17 protein-coding genes are annotated in these 18233 nt (G+C 72.1%); 14 read left to right on the top strand and 3 right to left on the bottom strand.

Translation table 11 applies throughout. The annotated features are described in order from the left end of the window. Positions 1-330 precede the first annotated feature (330 nt). Complete coding sequence (locus JOD57_RS17490) at positions 331-3084, top strand: peroxidase family protein (RefSeq protein WP_204693174.1); 2754 nt, start codon at positions 331-333, stop codon at positions 3082-3084. A 19-nt stretch (positions 3085-3103) separates the two neighbouring features. On the opposite strand, the gene JOD57_RS17495 is transcribed toward JOD57_RS17490, so the two are convergent. Then, entirely contained in the window at positions 3104-3793 is a 690-nt protein-coding gene (locus JOD57_RS17495) for an RNA polymerase sigma factor (protein ID WP_204693175.1), read from the bottom strand. A 198-nt stretch (positions 3794-3991) separates the two neighbouring features. Here JOD57_RS17495 and JOD57_RS17500 point away from each other — a divergent pair, with 198 nt between their 5' ends. Then, entirely contained in the window at positions 3992-4798 is an 807-nt protein-coding gene (locus JOD57_RS17500) for a hypothetical protein (RefSeq protein ID WP_204693176.1), read from the top strand. Here JOD57_RS17500 and JOD57_RS17505 read toward each other — a convergent pair. Further along, positions 4795-7878, bottom strand: coding sequence for a patatin-like phospholipase domain-containing protein (locus JOD57_RS17505; protein ID WP_204693177.1), 3084 nt, complete (start codon positions 7876-7878; stop codon positions 4795-4797). The two genes, JOD57_RS17500 and JOD57_RS17505, sit on opposite strands and share 4 nt — an antisense overlap. Positions 7879-8121: 243 nt before the next feature. Between JOD57_RS17505 and JOD57_RS27000 the strand changes: the two genes are divergently transcribed. The 11 genes from JOD57_RS27000 (at position 8122) to JOD57_RS17560 (ending at position 16384) form a co-directional block, all read left to right on the top strand. Next, positions 8122-8769: an ATPase, T2SS/T4P/T4SS family gene (locus tag JOD57_RS27000; protein WP_307824764.1), complete on the top strand. Its 648-nt coding sequence runs from the start codon at positions 8122-8124 to the stop codon at positions 8767-8769. A 6-nt stretch (positions 8770-8775) separates the two neighbouring features. Then, positions 8776-10248 (top strand): recombinase family protein, encoded by a 1473-nt coding sequence (locus tag JOD57_RS17515; RefSeq protein ID WP_204693178.1) that lies wholly within the window; start codon positions 8776-8778, stop codon positions 10246-10248. A gap of 157 nt (positions 10249-10405) precedes the next feature. Next, on the top strand, positions 10406-10618 hold the full coding sequence (locus JOD57_RS17520; RefSeq protein ID WP_204693179.1) for a hypothetical protein: 213 nt from the start codon (positions 10406-10408) through the stop codon (positions 10616-10618). After that, complete coding sequence (locus JOD57_RS17525; protein WP_204693180.1) at positions 10615-10929, top strand: hypothetical protein; 315 nt, start codon at positions 10615-10617, stop codon at positions 10927-10929. Before JOD57_RS17520 ends, JOD57_RS17525 begins: the two co-directional genes overlap by 4 nt. Next, the gene (locus JOD57_RS17530) at positions 10926-11171 is read left to right on the top strand and encodes a hypothetical protein (protein ID WP_204693182.1); all 246 of its coding nucleotides are present in this window, start codon (positions 10926-10928) and stop codon (positions 11169-11171) included. The genes JOD57_RS17525 and JOD57_RS17530 overlap by 4 nt, the downstream gene beginning before the upstream one ends. Continuing rightward, the gene (locus JOD57_RS17535) at positions 11164-13308 is read left to right on the top strand and encodes a bifunctional DNA primase/polymerase (RefSeq protein WP_204693184.1); all 2145 of its coding nucleotides are present in this window, start codon (positions 11164-11166) and stop codon (positions 13306-13308) included. The genes JOD57_RS17530 and JOD57_RS17535 overlap by 8 nt, the downstream gene beginning before the upstream one ends. Positions 13309-13648: 340 nt before the next feature. After that, a complete protein-coding gene (locus JOD57_RS17540) occupies positions 13649-14128 on the top strand; it encodes a hypothetical protein (RefSeq protein ID WP_204693186.1) in 480 nt (159 codons plus the stop codon). Between the two features lie 157 nt (positions 14129-14285). Further along, positions 14286-14630, top strand: a complete 345-nt coding sequence (locus JOD57_RS17545) for a hypothetical protein (RefSeq protein ID WP_204693187.1) — start codon at positions 14286-14288, stop codon at positions 14628-14630. Continuing rightward, positions 14627-14899, top strand: a complete 273-nt coding sequence (locus tag JOD57_RS17550) for a hypothetical protein (RefSeq protein WP_204693189.1) — start codon at positions 14627-14629, stop codon at positions 14897-14899. The genes JOD57_RS17545 and JOD57_RS17550 overlap by 4 nt, the downstream gene beginning before the upstream one ends. Continuing rightward, positions 14896-15405, top strand: coding sequence for a hypothetical protein (locus JOD57_RS17555; protein ID WP_204693190.1), 510 nt, complete (start codon positions 14896-14898; stop codon positions 15403-15405). The genes JOD57_RS17550 and JOD57_RS17555 overlap by 4 nt, the downstream gene beginning before the upstream one ends. A 145-nt stretch (positions 15406-15550) precedes the next feature. Further along, on the top strand, positions 15551-16384 hold the full coding sequence (locus JOD57_RS17560; RefSeq protein WP_204693192.1) for a phage major capsid protein: 834 nt from the start codon (positions 15551-15553) through the stop codon (positions 16382-16384). A 280-nt stretch (positions 16385-16664) separates the two neighbouring features. Here the strand turns inward: JOD57_RS17560 and JOD57_RS17565 are convergent, their stop codons facing one another. Beyond that, positions 16665-17585, bottom strand: coding sequence for a peptidase inhibitor family I36 protein (locus tag JOD57_RS17565; protein WP_204693194.1), 921 nt, complete (start codon positions 17583-17585; stop codon positions 16665-16667). A 289-nt stretch (positions 17586-17874) separates the two neighbouring features. On the opposite strand from JOD57_RS17565, the gene JOD57_RS17570 reads away from it, so the two are divergent. Next, on the top strand, positions 17875-18219 hold the full coding sequence (locus JOD57_RS17570) for a hypothetical protein (protein ID WP_204693195.1): 345 nt from the start codon (positions 17875-17877) through the stop codon (positions 18217-18219). Positions 18220-18233 lie beyond the last annotated feature (14 nt).

Here is an 18233-nt window from a genome sequence, read left to right on the forward strand (position 1 = left end):
TGACTCGGGTCGACCCGCCCTCACCGCCACCGGCCAGTTCGTCGTCGGGACCGACCGCTGCGTCGACCCCTGACGCCGACCGCGGCCTCGACGTCCCGCGGGCACGGCGGGGACGGGTTCCGCCACGAGCCTTCGACCCTGGTGGGCGTCCACCGGCCGCGACATGGTGCACCCGGGGGCGGCTGCGGGGACGAGGAGGTGCGGATCGGCCCGGTGCGGCACGACGGGACACCGCCGGGCGAGAGCCGTATCAGCTCCGGCTCCGTCCGCCTCCTGGAGGAGTGGCCCGATGCGGGTCACGGCTCGCCGACCACGGAGGGGACGACGCCGGTGGGACACCAGGAGTACGAGACGTACGAGGGCGGCAGCGAGCAGGCCGAACTGCTCGTCTTCGAGGAGCTCGCCCGGGAGCTCATGCTCGTCCAGGAGCGCAACCGCGCGGCGAGCGGCGCGGCGGCCGTGGACCGCGCCTTCCACGCGAAGACCGTGCTGGCCGTGGAGGACGCCTGCCTGCGGGTGCGGCAGGACCTGCCGGAGGACCTGCGCCAGGGGTGCTTCCGGCCCGGCGCCGAGCTCCCCGTCACCGTCCGCTTCTCCAACGCGAACGGCACGCCCCACGCCGACACCGCCAAGGACATGCGCGGTGTCGCCCTGCGGGTCCACGCCGGCGGGGACACCGTGCACGACCTGCTGATGACCAACTACCCGGTGTCCCCGGCGGCCGATGCCCGGGAGTTCGTCGCGATGGCCTCGGCTGTGGCGGGACGGACGTCGACGCCGTCGAAGCTGCTGTCCCTGGCACTGCGGCTGCCCCGCAGGGTCGGGCCGCGGGCGGCCGTCCGGATCATCCTCAACCTCGTCCGGTCCACCCGTCGGTCCGCCAGCCTCGCCCGTGAGAGCTACTACAGCCGCGGGGCGATCCTGTGGGGGCAGGCCGGCCCGGTCCGCTACCGCCTGCACCCGGTGTCCGCACCGGACGTCCCGCCGAGCACCGGTCCGGACGGGCTGCGCGCCGACCTCGCGCGCCGGCTGGCGGCCGGCGACGTCGAGTTCGACCTCCAGGTGCAGCGCTACGTCTCGGAGCGGCGGACGCCGGTCGAGAACACGTCCCGGAAGTGGCGCGGCGGCTCCGTGTCCGTGGCCCGCCTGGTGCTGCCCCGCCAGGACCTGGACACCGCACGGGCCCGTCTCGCCGAGCACCGCGTCGACCGGCTGGCCTTCAACCCCTGGAACACCACCGACGAGTTCCGGCCGCTCGGCAACCTGAACCGGGCGCGGCGGGCGGCCTACGAGGCCAGCAGCGCCCACCGCCTGCACCAGCGCTTCGTGACCGAGGAGCCCCGGCGGACGGTCCTGCTCAACGGGCTGGTCGGCCGGGTGTTCGCCCGCGTCAACCGGCGGTGGCCGTGGCACCGCCTGCCGTCCCGGCTGGCCCTGCTGAACCTGGCCGTCCTGCGCCGGCAGCTGCGCCGCCACAACCTGGTCGACCCCGACCGGCCGGAGCGGGTGGAGGTGCGGCGCCCCGGGCCCACGCCCCCTCCGGAGGCGGTGGCGCACCGGACCGCCGACGGCTCCTGGAACGACCTGTCGTCCCCCCGCATGGGTGCCGTCGACGCCCGGTTCGGCCGCAACATGCCGGTCGACACCTGCCCGTCGGACCTCCCCGACCCGGTCCGGGTCGCCGACGAGCTGCTGGCGCGGAAGGAGTTCATCCCCGCCCCGTCGCTCAACGTCCTCGCCGCGGCCTGGATCCAGTTCCAGGTGCACGACTGGGTGCAGCACGACCGCCACCCGGTGAGGGAGCGCAGCATCGACCTCCCGCTGCCCGACGGACGCGAGTGGCGCAGCACGAGCGACGGCCGCCCCGAGCAGGTCATGCGCATCGCCGAGGACCGCGACGACCGCAACCTGGTCTCGCACTGGTGGGACGGCTCGGAGGTCTACGGCAGCGACGCGAAGACGGCGCGCTCGCTGCGCGAGGACGGCGGGCGCGGCGCGCGGCTCCGCCTCGAGGACGGCCACCTGCCCTTCGCGGACGGGGTGGCGATGACCGGGTTCTCCGACAGCTGGTGGCTGGGCCTCAGCGCGCTGCAGACCCTGTTCGCCCGGGAGCACAACGCGGTGTGCGACGCACTCCAGGGCGAGTACCCGGACCTCGGCGACGAGCGGACGTACCAGACCGCGCGGCTGGTCGTGTCCGCGCTGATCGCGAAGATCCACACGGTGGAGTGGACGCCGGCGATCCTCGGCACGAAGACCCTCGACACAGCGATGTCGGTCAACTGGCGGGGTGCGCCGGACCAGTGGCTCACCCGCCTCGGCCTCCGGCTGCTGGACCCGCACGCCGTCCGCGGCATCCCGCGCACCCGGCCCGACCACGCCGGCGTCCCGTTCTCCCTCACCGAGGAGTTCGTGACGGTGTACCGGATGCACCCCCTCATCCCCGACGACTACGTCCTCGTCGACCTCGCCACGGGCGAGGCGGAGAAGGTCGACTTCGACGAGATCTCGGGGGAGAGGACCGAGCCGAGGTTCCGCGACGTCGGGCTGGCCAACTCGCTGTACTCGCTGGGCATCGCCCACCCGGGCGCGATCACGCTGCACAACTTCCCGGACGCACTGCGGCACTTCGAGCGGGACGGCGAGATCGTCGACCTCGCGGTCGTCGACGTCGTGCGCACCCGCAGGCGGGGCGTGCCGCGCTACAACGACTTCCGGGCCGGGCTGCACATGCCCCGGGTCGGCCGCTTCGAGGACCTCACGACCGACCCCGACAGCCTCGCCGCGCTGAAGCGGCTGTACCGGTCGGTCGACGAGGTCGACACCGTGGTCGGCCTGCTCGCCGAGGAGCCGCCCGCCGGCTTCGGGTTCAGCGACACCGCGTTCCGCGTCTTCCTGCTGATGGCCTCCCGCCGGCTGCAGAGCGACCGGTTCCTCACCGTGGACTTCCGGCCCGAGGTGTACACCCCACTCGGGATGGACTGGGTCGAGCGCGGGAGCATGGCCGCGGTGGTGCGCAGGCACTGCCCGCAGCTGGCCGGGGTCGTCGGGACCGGCAAGGCCGCGTTCGCCCCGTGGGGTTGACCTGCCGATCCCGCACGCCTCACGCCGCACACGTCCGACGGGCGGTCCTGCGCCGGCCCGACCCCAGGTACCGGCTCACGGCCGGCGTCGCGCCCAGGCGGGCCAGGGTGCGGGCCCGGGTCGGGCCGATGCTGCCGATCGGCATCCCCAGCCTCGTGCTGATCTCGCGGTAGCTGAGCGGGGGGTCGGCCGCGAGCAGGAGCAGCAGGTCGCGCTGCGCCGGGGGCAGCGCGGCGAGGCCCTCGCGCACGGCCTCGACCTCCTCGGCGTGCAGCAGGTCGGCGTCGACCTCGGGGTCGGTGCCCGTGAACTCGGGAGCCGAGCCGTCCAGCGGGTCGACCGGGAGGGTCCGGCCGTGGGCCCGGGCCAGACGCAGGCTCTCGTGGCGCGCCGTCGTCGCGATCCAGCCGGGCAGGGCCAGCGGCTCGCGGAGACGGGAGAGGTGCTCCACCAGACGCAGCCAGGTCACCTGGCCGACGTCCTCGGCGTCGTGCTCGCTGAGCCGGTACCTGCCGGTGATCGTGCGCACGAGCGGGGCGAACCGCTGCACGAGCCCCTGCCAGGCGGCGGGCTCGCCGCGCCGGGCGGCGTCGACGAGCGTCGCCAGATCGGGCTGGCTGCACGTGTCCGGGCCGGGGGTGCACGGGCGTGCGCCGGGGGCGGCGTCGTCCGGGTGGAGCGCGTCGCGGCTGGCGTCGAGCGCGGTCATGTGGTCCTCCGTGGCGGCCGTTCGCTGGTGGGACGACTGTCGAGCGGACCGGCACGGCAGGTCCAAGCCCATCAGTGACCGCGGACACACCCCCAGCCGCCGGACCGGGCACGCACCTCCCGGGGTACGGCCGCGACACCTCCAGCGCTGGAGGTCCTACGCTGGAGGTCCAGCTCACGTGGCACCCGGGGGAAGCCGATGCCCGAGGACGACCTGTCGGTGGTGTTGACGAACGTCGCGGCCGACGCCCGCCCGGCGACCCGGGCGAAGATCGCGAACAGCACGGAGACCCGCGCCTTCCTCGACGTCGGGCTGCTGCTGCTCTGCGACGACCTGCTCGACCACCGGGGTCCCGACCTGATGGACGACCACGACGCCGGGACCCGCCTGTTCGCCGGGCTGTCCCAGGCCCGGTTGATCGAGCGCGCGGAGCACGAGGACGCCCACCGGGACCACCCTCGGATGCTGACCGTCGGGATGTTCCGGGACCGCTGGCGGTACAAGAGCCGCTACACCGAGGACCTCATCGCCTACCTGATGCGACCGGCCCTGGTGGAGCACGCCATCCACGACGTGACCGAGGCGGCGAGGGGACTCCCCGAGGACCTGCCCTTCGGGGAGCTCGTCCGGCGGCTGGTCGACCGGGTGATGACCGTGACCCTGAACGACCAGCTGTGGAGCCTCCGGACGGTCGTATGGGTCGCCCTGCCGAACCACCCGCTGGTGCAGACCTTCCTCAAGGCCCAGCACGAGCAGTGGATCGCCTACTGGACCGCCACCTACGAGCGGCTCGCCTGCCGGTTCGGCCTGCAGCTGCGCCCGGAGTACACCTGGCACGACGTCGCGGAGGTCTTCCACGCCGCCGCGGAGGGAGCCCGGCTGCGCGCTCGGGTGACGGGGTCGGCCGCGGCGCTGTCGTCCGGGGACAACGTCCTGGTCGGCGCGGTCCACATGCTGGTACCCGGCCTGTTCCTCAACCCGGAGGTCGCGACCCGCAGGCCCTAGCGCGACCGCCCGTTCGACCGGCCGGCGTGCCGTCTCCCGTTCCCGCGCCGGCCGACGCCGGCGGGATCCGCGTGCGGCGCCGGCCGGCCCCGGACAGCGACGGACGGGGCCACGACGGACACCGCGGACGCCGCGGCCCCTCCGTCCCCGTGCGGCGGCAGCGGAGGAGTCGGCTCCCGCACCGCGGCGCCGTCCGTGCCATCGGGCCGTTCGCGGACGTCCTCGGCGGGGGAGAGGCAGCGCTGACCGAGCTCGTACCCCAGCCGCTTGTACGAGGAGAACTTCCCCTCGTCGAACCACTGGTCGGCGGTGCTGTCGTGCGGGAACACGGGGTTGGCCGCGGCGTACGCGAGGACCTCGTAGGGCAGCTCCGGCCACAGCACCGCCTTGGCGAGCACGAGCACGCCGGTGCGCTGGTCCAGGGGGAGCCCGCTCTCCTCCGGGTAGGTGATCCGCGCCCTGACGACGCCCCGCTCGCACAGCCGGGCGTTGAGCGCCGCCAACGGGTCCTTCGGCTCGAACGGCTTCCCGCTGCCCGGGACCAGGTCGAACAGGTCGAACCCCTTCTCCGGCTCGATCCGTACCCCGAGCTCGTCGTGCGCCAGGCGCAGGGCCGCACCGAACGTGCCGGCGGTCGGGGGCGCGTCGCCGCTGGCGTCGATGACGTAGATCCTGCGGCAGCCGCGCCGCAGCGCCTCGACCAGGCCCAGGTTCTCGTAGTGGCCGCCGTCGGAGACGTGCAGCAGTCGCTGGGAGTACGGGTGGACGCCCAGGACCTCCCGCAGCAGGTAGGGGAAGCGGCGCACGCGCGGCAGTCCCGGCAGGGTCCAGTGGTCCCGCGCCGCGAGGTCCTGGCGCAGCAGCAGGAAGTCCGGGTGCGGCAGCCACGACCCGAGCCGGGCGCCCGAGACGGCCAGCAGGCTCCCGTACCAGGACGAGGCCCGGCCCATCGCCGAGGCGAAGGCCGCACCGCTGATGGCCACGGCCGCCTGGACGGTCAGGTCCCTCCCCAGCTGCCTCGGGCAGGCGTCGACCGCCACGGACGTCGGGACCCAGCCGACGTCCGGTCCGCCGATGTGGTCGCTGCTCATCACGTAGGAGACGGCCCGGAGCCCGGGCGCGGTCCGGTCGTCGTCGACGAGGTTGGCGGCGGCGGCGAAGAGGAACCGGGGTGCCGGCGATCCCCAGTCGTCGTCCTCCACGCGGCCGTGGCTGCTCAGGGTGGTCGCCTCCGTCGGCTCGTAGGGCACCGCCACGCCCCTCTTCGCGCGGACGGCGAAGGCCTCCGCGAGTCGGGCACGGTAGAAGGGGTGCAGGCTCAGGGCCGTCTCGTCGACGAGGCCCCCGACGAGCAGCCAGAGCACGCCGACGACCAGGGCGGTCCACAGCGCCGTCGGTTCCGCCCGGGTGGAGACGGCGGCGCCGAGGACCAGCAGCCAGACGGCGCCCAGCAGGACGAGCACGACCGCGACGAGCAGCAGCCGCAGCACCGAGGCGGGCGTCGACGTCGCCGCGGGCCTGGCCCGCTTGAGGAGAGCCGGGATGCGGCCGGGCTTCTTCGCGCAGGTGGCCGCGACTGCGGCGAGGTAGCTGAGCAGGACGGTGACGAGCGGGCCGCCGACGGTGACGGCGCCGCTCCGCCCGGTCTGCGCGTAGAGCCAGCAGCTGGCGAAGGTGACCGCAGGGATCACCAGGACGAACGTGGCCACGACCGCGGCGAGGGCACCGGCCGCCTGCGTGATGAGCCGGAGCCCCCGGCAGACGAGCGCGTCCCACTCCCACCAGCTGGCGAGGACCATGCCGGCCGTCCAGGACAGGAACGCCGCCCCTGCGAGGACCCCCAGGCCCCAGAGGGCAGCGACGTGCGGTGCCGGGTACTCGACCGACGAGCCGTTCTGCGGGACCGCGACCTGGCCGAGTTCCGTGAGCGGGACGGCGGCGTAGAAGACGCCGACCAGCACACCGACGACGACGGCCCCGCTGAACAGGATGAACAGGCTCCCGATCAGCCCGCGGGCGAGCAGCGCCAGGGCCAGGACCAGCTTGCCCGCCGTGCTGGCCAGGTAGCTAGAGTGCCGCCGGAGGTGGTCCTCGACGACACCGCCCGGTGCCAGGGCGTTGTCCGGGTCCCGGTCGACGCCGTCGTGTCCGTCCGAGCCGCCACGGGTCAGGGCCTGCACCAGCGCGCCGGCGGTGTAGCCGCCGCCGGACACGGAGACGACGTAGTCGGCCTCCCGGACCACCGGCCGCAGCGCCTGCAGGGCGCCGAGCGCGACGCTGGCCGAGCGCACGCCCCCGCCGGAGAGGCAGATCGCCACCGGTCCGCCGTCCGCGGCCGGGCTCGCGATCGGCCGCGGGTCCGGAGGCACATGGTAGGCGTTCCGCCACCGGGTGGAGTCGAGCATCTCAGGGGACGTCGCGCAGGGGACGTTGCCCGCCGGAGGCGGTTCCCGCGGGGGCGGAGGCGTCATGCCGCGGTTGCCGGTCCGGGCGATCCTCGCCAGCCGGTGCCGGTTGTTGCCGATCGCCCGGGCGAACGTCAGCACGAGACCGACGAGCGCGGTGACCGCGGCCGGGACCGCGGCCGACCACTTCACCGTCGCGGCCGCCCCGGCGGCGGTGTAGAGCCACTCGGCGCGCTCGGCGGAGTGGAGGAAGACGTTCTCCGCGACGTCGGCGACCAAAGTGGCGGCGGCGCAGAGGAGTCCGAGACCGGCGACCCGCCGGGACGTCCTGCTCCAGGTCATCATCCGGGCGAGCCAGCCCAGGACGACGAGGGCGCACCCGTAGCCCACGACCAGCGAGGCGTCCGGCCCGAGCGTGTCGCGCAGGAGCGCCGCGTCGTCGGGCCGCTCGAGTCCCAGCTCGATGCGCACGAGGCCGGGGAGCGGCGGAGCGAGGTGCTGGTAGGTCGCCCACCCGGCTCCCGCGACGGCGACCGCGACGACGGCGAGGAGGACGGCGGCCGTACGCGGGATCCGTCCTCCCTCCTGAGCGGTCGGCAGCATCGTCGAGGCGCGTGGCGGGGTGCACTCCGCCGTCGTGCCGGGAGGGGTCGACTGGGTGTCTCGATCGGCCACCGTGTCCTCCGCCTGGGTGCGGTTCGAGAGGTGGCAGCCGTCCACGAGGAGTCGTGCTGCCGTCAGGGAGAGGGCGGAGCGGCCCCGCTGATACCACCCTCGCCGGTCACCCGGTCAGGTGGACGGCGTGCGAGGTGGGGTGCGTGCTGTCCACAGATCGGCTGACGGTGGCCCCGTGGGCTGCCGGGGCGCACCTACAGTCCCGTCGTCCTGGATCCGGAACGGCTGGTCGACGGGGGTGCGGTGCCGACTGCGACGAGCGCGCTCGACGTCGTCGACGGCGAGGTGCGCGAGCTGATCCGGCGCCGCGGGCTCGATCCGTTCACCGACCCGGCGCCGGTGCGGGTGCTGGTCCGTGACGTGGTCGCCGACTACGCCGAGCGATCGCTGACCTCGGCGCTGCCGCCGATTCCCGATGCCGACTCGGTGGTGCGCGACGTGCTCGACCGGGTGGCCGGCTTCGGGCCGCTGCAGCGGCACCTGGACGACCCCGAGGTCGAGGAGATCTGGGTCAACGAGCCCGGCCGGGTGTTCGTCGCCCGCCGTGGGCGCAGCGAGCTGACCACGACGATCCTGGGTGCCGGGCAGCTGGCCGACCTGGTCGAGCGGATGCTGCGCACGTCGGGGCGGCGGATCGACATGAGCCAGCCCTTCGTCGACGCGGTGCTGCCCGACGGGTCGCGGCTGCACGTGGTGATCCCCGACATCACCCGGCGGCACATGGCGGTCAACATCCGCAAGTTCGTGCTGCAGGCGCACGGCCTCGACGAGCTGGTGGCCACCGGCACGCTGACCGTGCAGGCCGCGCGGTTCCTGGAGGCCGCTGTCGCCTCCGGGCTCAACGTGCTGGTCTCCGGCGGCACCCGGGCAGGGGTGGAACCGGTACGTTAGAGATCCATGCCCACCCGCCGTGCAGCCATCTATGCCCGTATCAGCGTCGCTCAAGAGGCGTCGGTCAGCATCGACCGCCAGGTAGAGGCGGCGCAGCAGTACGCCTCTGCCCGGGGGTGGCAGGTGGTCGGCACCTTCAAGGACGACGGCGTGTCCGCCAGCGAGAAGAGGCCGGAGGATCGGGCCGGGTGGCGAGAGCTGCTGGAAGCTCCCCAGAAGTACGACGCCGTCATCATCTGGAAGATCGACCGGCTGTCGCGCAAGCTGCTGGACTTCCTCCACGCCGACGAGTCGTTGCAGGCGCGGAAGGCGGGCCTGGTCGGCGTCGAAGACCCGATCGACATGACGACTCCCCAGGGCCGCGCCTTCGCGCAAATCCTGGCGGTGTTCGGGCAGATGGAGGCGGACTCGATCCGTGCACGAGTGGCGGACGCTCGCGTCAAGCTCCTGAAGGACAGGCGCGTGGTCGGCGGCAAGGTGCCTTTCGGCTGGCGCAGCGTCCCCAACCCCGACGGCCCAGGGCTGGTGCTCGCCCACGACCCGGACCGCATCGACTACGTGCGGGGCATGGCCGAGCGGGTGCTGCGCGGCAACTCGATCTACAGCGTCGTCCAGTGGCTGGACGAGGTCGGCGCACCGACGCCGACCGGGCGCGGCTCGTGGGTCTACGGCACCGTGGAGCGTATCCTGCGGCACCCGATCCTCGCCGGCATGACTCCCTTCAACCCCGGCAGCACGACCAAGGAGCGCGGCAGCAACGTCCTGCGCGACGGCGACGGCCTGCCTGTGGTCGACGAGTCGGTGGCGATCCTGCCGGTGGCCGACTGGCGCGCGCTCGTGGCGAAGTTGGACGACAACGACAGCGCGCAGTCCAGGCCCCGCGCGCTCCGGTCCAAGACTTCCGCGCTCCTGTCGGGCCTGCTGTGGTGCGGCGAGCATGGCGGCGATGGAATCCGGATGCACCGGTGCACGGTGAACGGTCGCCACGGGTACACCTGCCCCGAGTGCTCGCAGGTGATCTCGAACTTCGAGCACCTCGTGGTGGCGGAGTTCCTGCGGCAGAAGGGTGAGCGGGTGCGCTGGACGCGCGTCGAGGAAGTGCACGAGGGCGGCGCGGCGCTTCTCCCCGAGATCGAGCACCGGCTCGACGAGCTCGACCAGCTTATCCGGCAGGCCACCGACCGCGAGGTGCGGCGCGAGCTTCAACAGCAGCAGGCCGACCTCCTGGACCTGCGGGACGCCAAGCGCGAGGAAGCCCCGAACGTATCGCTCCGCTACGAGGACGCCGGGTGGTTCGAGGACGCCTGGGCGAGCGCGGGGGAGGACGTCGAGGCCCAGCGAGCGGTGCTCGACGACGCCATGGAGCGCATCTGGGTCCGGCGTGGCGGCACGGGCCGACGCACACCCGCGCAGGTGCTCGCCCGGTTGACGATCGACTGGAAGGTGCCCGAGGATCTCGGCCCGGTCGATGGGGTATAACGGCTGGTCAGAAGCGGGATTCAGACACACGTAGCGTATGCTCGTAGTTGGCTAAAGCGCTGAGCGGCTTACGCGTGAGGCTTGGGGGCAGACGCCCGAGGGAAACCAAGACGAGGCCGGGCTAGTTGCCTGGCCGGTGCACTTGGGAGTACCCCCAGTGGCCGATCCTGTCCTGTCCGCTCGTGGCCGCCTCGCCGGTCTGATGAGCCGCCCCGGCGCCACCCCTGCTGCCATCCTCGAGGCCAAGCGCGAGCTGAACTGCGCAAACGCCGAGCGAGCCATCCAGAAGGCGCTCGACGTCGCCCCGCCCCTCACCGCCGAGCAGCGGGCCCGCCTCGCGGTGCTGATCGTGGGCGGTGGATCGAAGTGACCGCCGCGTGCAGCAAGGTCCCCGTCGTCACGCCGACGCTCGACCTGCCGCTGGAGCTGCGGGAGCGCTGCTGCCTCATGGCGGCGCAGATGGCCCTGCACAACAACAGCATGGTCGTGCTGGTCGGCCAGACCGCGCAGGACGAGATGCTGATCTGCGCCGACGGCTGCTGCGCCTCCCGGCCACGCTCAATCGCCGTGGTGGCTGACACCGAGGCGATCTCGCGGTGGGGCACGGCTCCCAAGGGCGCCATGTCCATGTCGCGGGCCGACGGCCGGACTGCGTACGTGTTCCAGGGCGGTGCCCGGTGAACGCCGTCCTGACGCGCACCTGGAACGACCTCGCCCGCGACGTCTGGCCCGGCGCGAGCTGGGTCCTCGGTGAGGGTCGATTCGCCACCGTGCGGAACTGCGGCGCCACCACCGTCCTGCTGCACCCGACCGAGGAGCAGGCGCGGGCAGCCCTGCGGACGATGCACGCTCAGGGCGCGGGCGGCCGGTGCCAGCTCCGTCACGCCCTGGTCGAGCTGCATCGGGGCCGGGCCCATGAGTGACACGGAAACGGGCCCCCACAAGGAGAGCCCGTCCGAGGTCCGTGCTGCTGCCAGGCGAGCGGAGACCAAGATCAACGATACCCCCAGCGTCCCTGACGTCGCTGGGATGAGCGTGCTCGATGCGGCGCTCGCCTACGCCGAGGCGGGCCTGTACGTCGGCCCGCTGAAGCACCGGAGCAAGCACCCCGGGTCGATCCTGGGCGACGGCTGGCCCACGCTGACGAGCCGCGCCCCGGCCGTCATCCGCAGGTGGTTCCCCGAGGGCACGGACCGGGGGGTCTTCCTCCACTGCGGTCGGTCGGGTCTGGTCGTGCTCGACGTGGACAAGCCGGAGAACCTGCACGAGCTGCTGGATCTCGCGGTGACGGAGTGCAGCCCTCCCTGGCAGAACACGCGGCCCGCTCAGGCTGACCGCAGGCACTACCTGTTCCGGATGCCCGGGGGTCGTGTGCTCGGCAACAGCACCGGCTCCCTCGGCGGCACCTGGGGCGAGGTGCGAGGCCGCAACGGCGTCATTGTCGTGGCCCCGTCGGAGCATGCGGACCCGGACGGCCTGTACGCCTGGGGCCACGTCGGCCCAGTGCCGGAGCTGCCCGACTACGTCGCCCAGGAGCTGCCCGACTACCTAGACAGTGCCGAGGCCGCGACGAGCGCCGACGTGGAGGCGTTCATCGCCGAACACGACAGCGGCGACCGCCTTGGTCTGCTCGACCGGCTGGTGGCCGGCTGGCTCGCCAAGGTCGAGGCGGGGGAGTCCAGGCACGACACCATGTCGGGCCACCTGACCGGCGCGATGAAGGAGGCTGCGGCCGGGCTGTACCCCGCGCACGAGGCGGTGCGAGCCCTCGGAGACGCCTTCTCCAAGGCGGTCGCCGTCGATGGTGACGGTCCCAGCCAGGGGGCGGCTCGCAGCTCCGAGAAGGCAGCCCAGGAGTGGGAAGGGCTGCTGTCGTGGGCGGTCGCTCAGGCCAAGGCGGCTGACCCCGCCGCCACCCTGGCTCGGGCGGAGGAGTACGGCGCCAGCGACCCTGCCGACGACTTCGACGTGGTGGCCCGGGTGGAGCCGGTGGACACCTTCGCGGAGGAGGTCGCCAGGCACGCGCACGCCATGCGTGTCCGGAAGGCCGCGCAGGAGCTCCTCGCCCGGGAGGAGCGGGAGGAGGTCGAGCTCCCGGAGCTCACCAGCCTGGCCGAACTCCTGGAGGAGCCGGACGAGGAAGCCCGCTACCGGGTGGACGGCCTGATGCCCACTGGCGGTCGGGTGGTGCTCGCCGCGCCTCACAAGGCCGGCAAGACCACCATGATCGCCAACCTCGTGCGCTGCCTGGTGGACGGGGGCGACTTCCTGGGCCGGTTCAAGGTGGAGCCCGCCCAGCGCGTGGTGCTGCTGGACAACGAGCTGGACCGCCGCATGATCCGGTCCTGGATGCGCGACCAGTCCATCGAGAGCACCAAGGCTGTCGAGGTGCTGGCGCTGCGGGGCAAGCTGTCCGGCTTCAACATCCTCGATCCGGTGGTGCGGGCCGAGTGGGCAGCCCGTATCGGCCCGGCCGACTTCATGGTGTTCGACTGCCTGCGCCCTGCCCTCGACGCCCTTGGGCTCAGCGAGGACAAGGACGCCGGACGGTTCCTGGTGGCCCTCGACGCGCTGGTGGCCGAGGCCGGGATCGGCGAGCTCTTCGTCGTTCACCACATGGGGCACAGCAACGAGCGGTCCCGGGGCGACAGCCGCATCCTCGACTGGCCGGACGCCATCTGGAAGGTGGTCAAGGCCGACGCCGAGGACCACAGCTCTGCCCGGTTCTTCAGCGCCTACGGGCGTGACGTGAACCAGCCGGAGTCGCAGCTGGCCTACGACGCCGACACCAGGCGGCTGTCGCTGTGCGGAGGCTCCCGCCGCGAGTCGCGAGGTAGTGCGGTCGAGGCGGCGGTGTTCGCCTTCGTGCAGGACAACCCGGGGTGCTCCGGCGGGGACATCGAGCGGGGCGTCCAGGGCGACAACAACGCCATCCGGCAGGCGCGCACCAACCTCATCGCGGCGCGGCTCCTGCGGGCGGTGGACGGCGGTCCAGGCAGGGCCAAGAAGCACTACCTGGGCGACAACGGAGCCTCCGACTTCGCCGAGGAGGCCGCGTAGATGGCTACCCCGCTGACCCCGCTGGACCCCCGCTGGCAGCTGGGTCAGCGGGGTTCACCCCACCCACCCCGCTGCCCCGCTTCAGAAGCGGGGCGGGTGGTGGTGGTGGCCCCAGAGCGGGGCCGAGCGGCCCTTCCATTCGCAGCGGGGTGGTGGTGACCCCCTGCCTGGTGGCCGACTCACGAGCGTCCCCCCTCCCGGTCGCGGATGGGGCCCCCACCCCGTTACAGCCACAGCCGGCCCCGGGGCTGGGAGAGGGCCCCTCCCAGGCTCACGGCCCACCCCCGCTGCCACCCCACCCCCACAGACCGCCCCACCCGCGGACCCCCAAGGAGCTCCCATGCCTGACGACCTGACCGTGGCCTTCACCGACGCGGCCGACGCGACGCAGCAGCAGCCGGCAACGCGCGCAGCCATTTGCCCGGAGTGCGGCGGGGCGCAGTTGCTCAACCATCCGGCAGGGCTGCTGGTGTTCGCGCACTGCACCGTGCGCGGCTGCTCGCTGCAGGACGCCGAGGACTCGCGAGTCATCGCGGACCAGTCGCTGGCAGGCGTTCGCGGCTGGCCGTTCGCGCGCCCGACGACGAACACGGAGCGGACGCTGCTCGCGGCTGCGGGCTACGAGCTGCCTGCTGACGCGGTGACGGTCGTGGACTGGCTGACCACCGCCGTGCGCCGTCGCCGGTGGCCCGCCGCAACGGTGGTGGTGGCCTCGCCCGAGCCGACGGAGCCCGTCACGACGACGGAGCCCGTCACGACGACGGAGCCGACGCCCGAGTCGACGACGACGGACGCCACCGTGTCGCCCGACGCGGCGTGACCGGACGCGCCGTGGTTTCCGTGGAGACCTCCGCACCGGCAGGAGGGGTGGGGGGCCATCCCTCCCCGGGGGCTGTGTCTCTGGCGGGCCGGTCTGGTCTTTCCAAGACGCGACCCCTGAACCGCTTCGACCCTCAACCCCCTGGAAGGACCCCGAAATGACCACGAACCCCACGAATCTCAGGGCCGCCGGCAAGCGGCTCTGGGCGTCCGTCGCCGACGAGTACGACCTCGACGAGCACGAGTCGGCCATCCTCCTGGAGGCCGCGCGCACCGTCGACCTCCTGACCCAGCTCGACGCGGCGGTGAGGCGGGACGGCCCGCTGGTGTCCACCGACCAGGGGCCCAAGGTCCACCCGGCGGCGGTGGAGGCCCGTCAGCAGCGCATCACGCTGGCCCGCCTGATCGCGGCACTCCGCCTGCCCAACGAGGAGACCGGGGCCCGGCCGCAGCGGCGGGGTGGGGCTCGCGGCTCCTACGGCATCCGCGGAGCCGTCAAGTGAAGCGCAAGGAGGTCGCCGTCGAGACGGCCCTGGCCTCGATCCCCGACTGGGTGCTCCGGCTCGCCCCTCCGCCGGAGGAGCTCATGCCGCCCATCCCGCCCATGGACCCTGCCTTCTGCTTCCCCGAGGAGTGGTGGGTCCGCATCAGCAACGACGGCGCAGCGGCCGACCTGCGCCGCCGCTGGCTCGCCAAGCACGCCCCCGACCTGACTTCCCGACAGGTCTGGGCCGAGGCCCAGCGCCGCCGCACCGAGAGGACCGCACTGTGACCGCCCCGACCACCACCAGCACCAACCCGAAGGAGACCACCGTGACCAACCCCGCCCCGAACACCACCGTCGAGCCGGCTCAGACGGCCGAGACGGACCCGAAGGGCACCCACGCGCCCGAGGGCACCGACCCGCCGGTCGAGACGGGAGAGGGGAACCGAGAGGCCGCTGCCTACCGGCGGAAGCTCCGTGACGCCGAGGCCGAGCGCGACCGGCTGGCCTCGGCGGTGACCACCTACCAGCGGCGCGACGCCGAGGCCCTGGTCGGCTCCCGCCTGCTGTCGCCCGCCGACCTGTGGGTGGCTGGCGCCAAGCTGGAGGACCTGCTGGCCGACGACGGCACGGTGGACCCGGCGAAGGTCGACGCCGCCGTGGACACGGTCCTGGAGGCCCGGCCTCACTGGAAGCCCCAGGGCCCCCGCGTGCCCCGCGACATGGGCCAGGGGCAGCGCGGTGGGACGGTCGGCGGAGGCACCAGCTGGGCTGACGTCATCGGTGGTCGCTGAGGTCCGAGGTAACCTTGTCGCCGGACCGGTCGGCTCGCCCAGGTGGCAGCCCCGGTCCGGCGACTGCCCCAGGAGGGCACCGAGGAAGCGCCCGTGGCGCTGACCTCCACCACATCCCCTCGCCCTCCTGAAGGAGCACATCACCATGACCATGACCCGCGCCAACGGCGCCGTCATCCTCACCCCTGCCCAGGTCGCCGAGCTGCTGGTGCAGCCGGTCGGCGCCGAGTCGGTCGCGATGCAGGTGGCCACCGTCGTGAACACCGGCAGCAGCGTCTACCGGATCCCCCTCGTGACCGCAGATCCGCAGGCGGCGTGGGTGTCCGAGGGGGATGAAATTGCCCCGAGCGACGCCGTCCTGTCCGAGGAGGACGTGCACCCGAGCAAGGTGGCCGGGTTGACGATCGTGACGAGGGAGCTGGCCGAGGACTCCTCGCCGGAGGCCGCTGCCACCGTCGGCGCTGGCCTGGCCCGCGACATCGCCCGCAAGGTCGACGCCGCGTTCTTCGGCAATCTGGCCTCCCCGGCCCCGGCCGGTCTGGGCAGCCTCGCCGTCGGTGCAGGCAACGTGCAGGCCGTGGACGCCGGTGCCGCCTTCGCCTCCCTCGACCCCTTCGCCGAGGCGCAGTCGCTCGCGGAGGGTGTCGGCGCGCTGCTGACCTCCTTCGTGGCGAACCCCGTGGACGCGCTGGCCCTCACCACCCTGAAGGTCAGCACCGGCTCGAACCAGACCCTGCTGGGCGGCCAGCGCTCCATCAACGGCGTGCCCCTGCTCACGTCGCCCTCCGTCCCGGCGGGGACCATCTACGGCATCCCGCAGGACCGGGCGGTCGTGGTGGTCCGCGAGGACGCCACCGTCGAGACGGACTCGTCGGTCTTCTTCACCTCGGACCGCGTGGCCGTCAAGGCCGTCATGCGGGTCGGCTTCGGGTTCAACCACCTGGCCGCCCTGGTCAAGATCACGACCGGGCCTGACTGAGCTGGGTTCGACTCGCTCCGGCCGGGGTGAACACAACTCCGCCCCCCACCTGACGGAACCAGGTGAGGGGCGAAGGCACCGCCCCCGTGGACTTGGCACCGGGGGCGGGCGCGAGGGCCCTGCCCCCTAGACCGTTCCTCCTTCCAATCCAGGGGGCGGTGGCCCGCCTCGACGCACACCGCCCCCACCGACTGTTGCTCGACAGGGGCGGTTGTGTGTGTTTGGGGGCTCAGCCCTCGATGGCCGCCCAGGCGGCGTCGCGCCAGTTAGCGTTTGGCACTCAAACTCTTCTGCTCCACCACTGAAGTCCCCATCCGTCGGGTGCGCAGGTGTCCCCCAAGTACGGCCACCACTTGACCCCGTCCGTCCCCCTTGATAGGGCGTTCATGCAGTTGTTGTAGTAGTCGTTCATGAGCCGGGCACGAACGCCTGGCTCCCGGAGATCAAGACCGGCACCAAGGTCATGCCAAAGTTGGCGCTCCCCACCGTTGCATGGGTGGGTGTAGACGTCCTCAGTCGTATTCCAATCACGATCACGGGCGTCTAGGCAGAGGCCTGTCTGTACATTTTGAATAACCATCGGGTCCTCGCCCCCGACGCCCACGCGCTTGTACATGATCCACTTCTGGTAGTTCCCGCCGTTGCAGTCGATCATGTACACCTCGCCGGTGTAATCGCTGTCCAGGCACTTCCCTTCCCCCGCCCATTCCTGATGCAGAGTTCGAACCACCGGAGGGTATGGCCCAGGGTGCGCTGGTGGCTCCCCCGTCGACTGTGCGCGGTGGGAAGCATTGTTGTTCTTCAACTGGCTACTTAAATTGCCCTTGAATCCCGGTGCGACTGCCTGAGAGGCGACTGATGCATCGTAATTCGAGTTGTAGTAGACGATGACCGTCTCGCTGGTGCGGTTCCAGACGGACGCAGCGCTATTTTTGATGCACTGGTTGTACCCGCTGCGGCCCTTGGTCATGAAGACATAGCATGTGGCTGGGTCAGTACCGTAGTTCGCGAGGGACAGAAGTTCGGCCGGGAAGTCCGAGATTGAGCCGGCATTGTTGCTATTGTAGTAGTAGCAAAACTCGCCAGAGTCGCACGCACCATTGCGCGAGGCTGCATGCGCTGGTGGCATTGGAATGACCATTGAGACTGCGAGAACAAGGGCTAGGCCAATCAGAATGCGAGTAATCTGTGCCGTCTTCATGGTCCTCGCCTCGGAGATCGAAGGAGTCCGGCGGTCGTCGCCCCCTGGGAGTGTAGAGGTTCCGCCCGTCTGCAGCGCCTTGTCAAGCCTTAATCTGCCTCAATGCCGATGGGTGATCCGGGGAAGAACCTCCTTGTGTACGGCGGGCCCTGTAACTTAGCGTAGTTAGAGAGTAGCCACGGTCACGGAGGGGGCTAGGGGGTAGGCACCACGCTGCGACAAGAGCGGATCAAGTGGAGCACTGCGGCAGAGCGGGCGCTAGGACAGGGCTTCTGCCAGGCTCGCCGCTGTGACTGAAGCCGAAGGAACAGTGCCGCCGGACGTAGCCGAGGCGCTGCTCGCACTTCAGGGCCTGGTCAACGAGCTCGTGGCGAAGACGCTCGGCGCGGCGTCGGCGATTGGCGAGGTCCACACCACTGCTGGCACTGCTACTGCGATTGCTACTGCATCTGGGACGTGGAGCTTCACGGGCACGGCCATTGGCCAGGCACCGCCACTGACACCAGAGCACGTGACGGCGCTCCGGCGTTACGCCAAGAAGCTCGCTGCCGGAACCGTTGTGGCTGTCGCGGTTATCGGGGAGCTGGACGCACTGGCGAGCTTCGCCGAGCGCATCCTTGACCTCATGCAGTAGGGAGGGCCTGGCCG

It is taken from the genome of Geodermatophilus bullaregiensis, assembly GCF_016907675.1.
GTDB lineage: Bacteria > Actinomycetota > Actinomycetes > Mycobacteriales > Geodermatophilaceae > Geodermatophilus > Geodermatophilus bullaregiensis.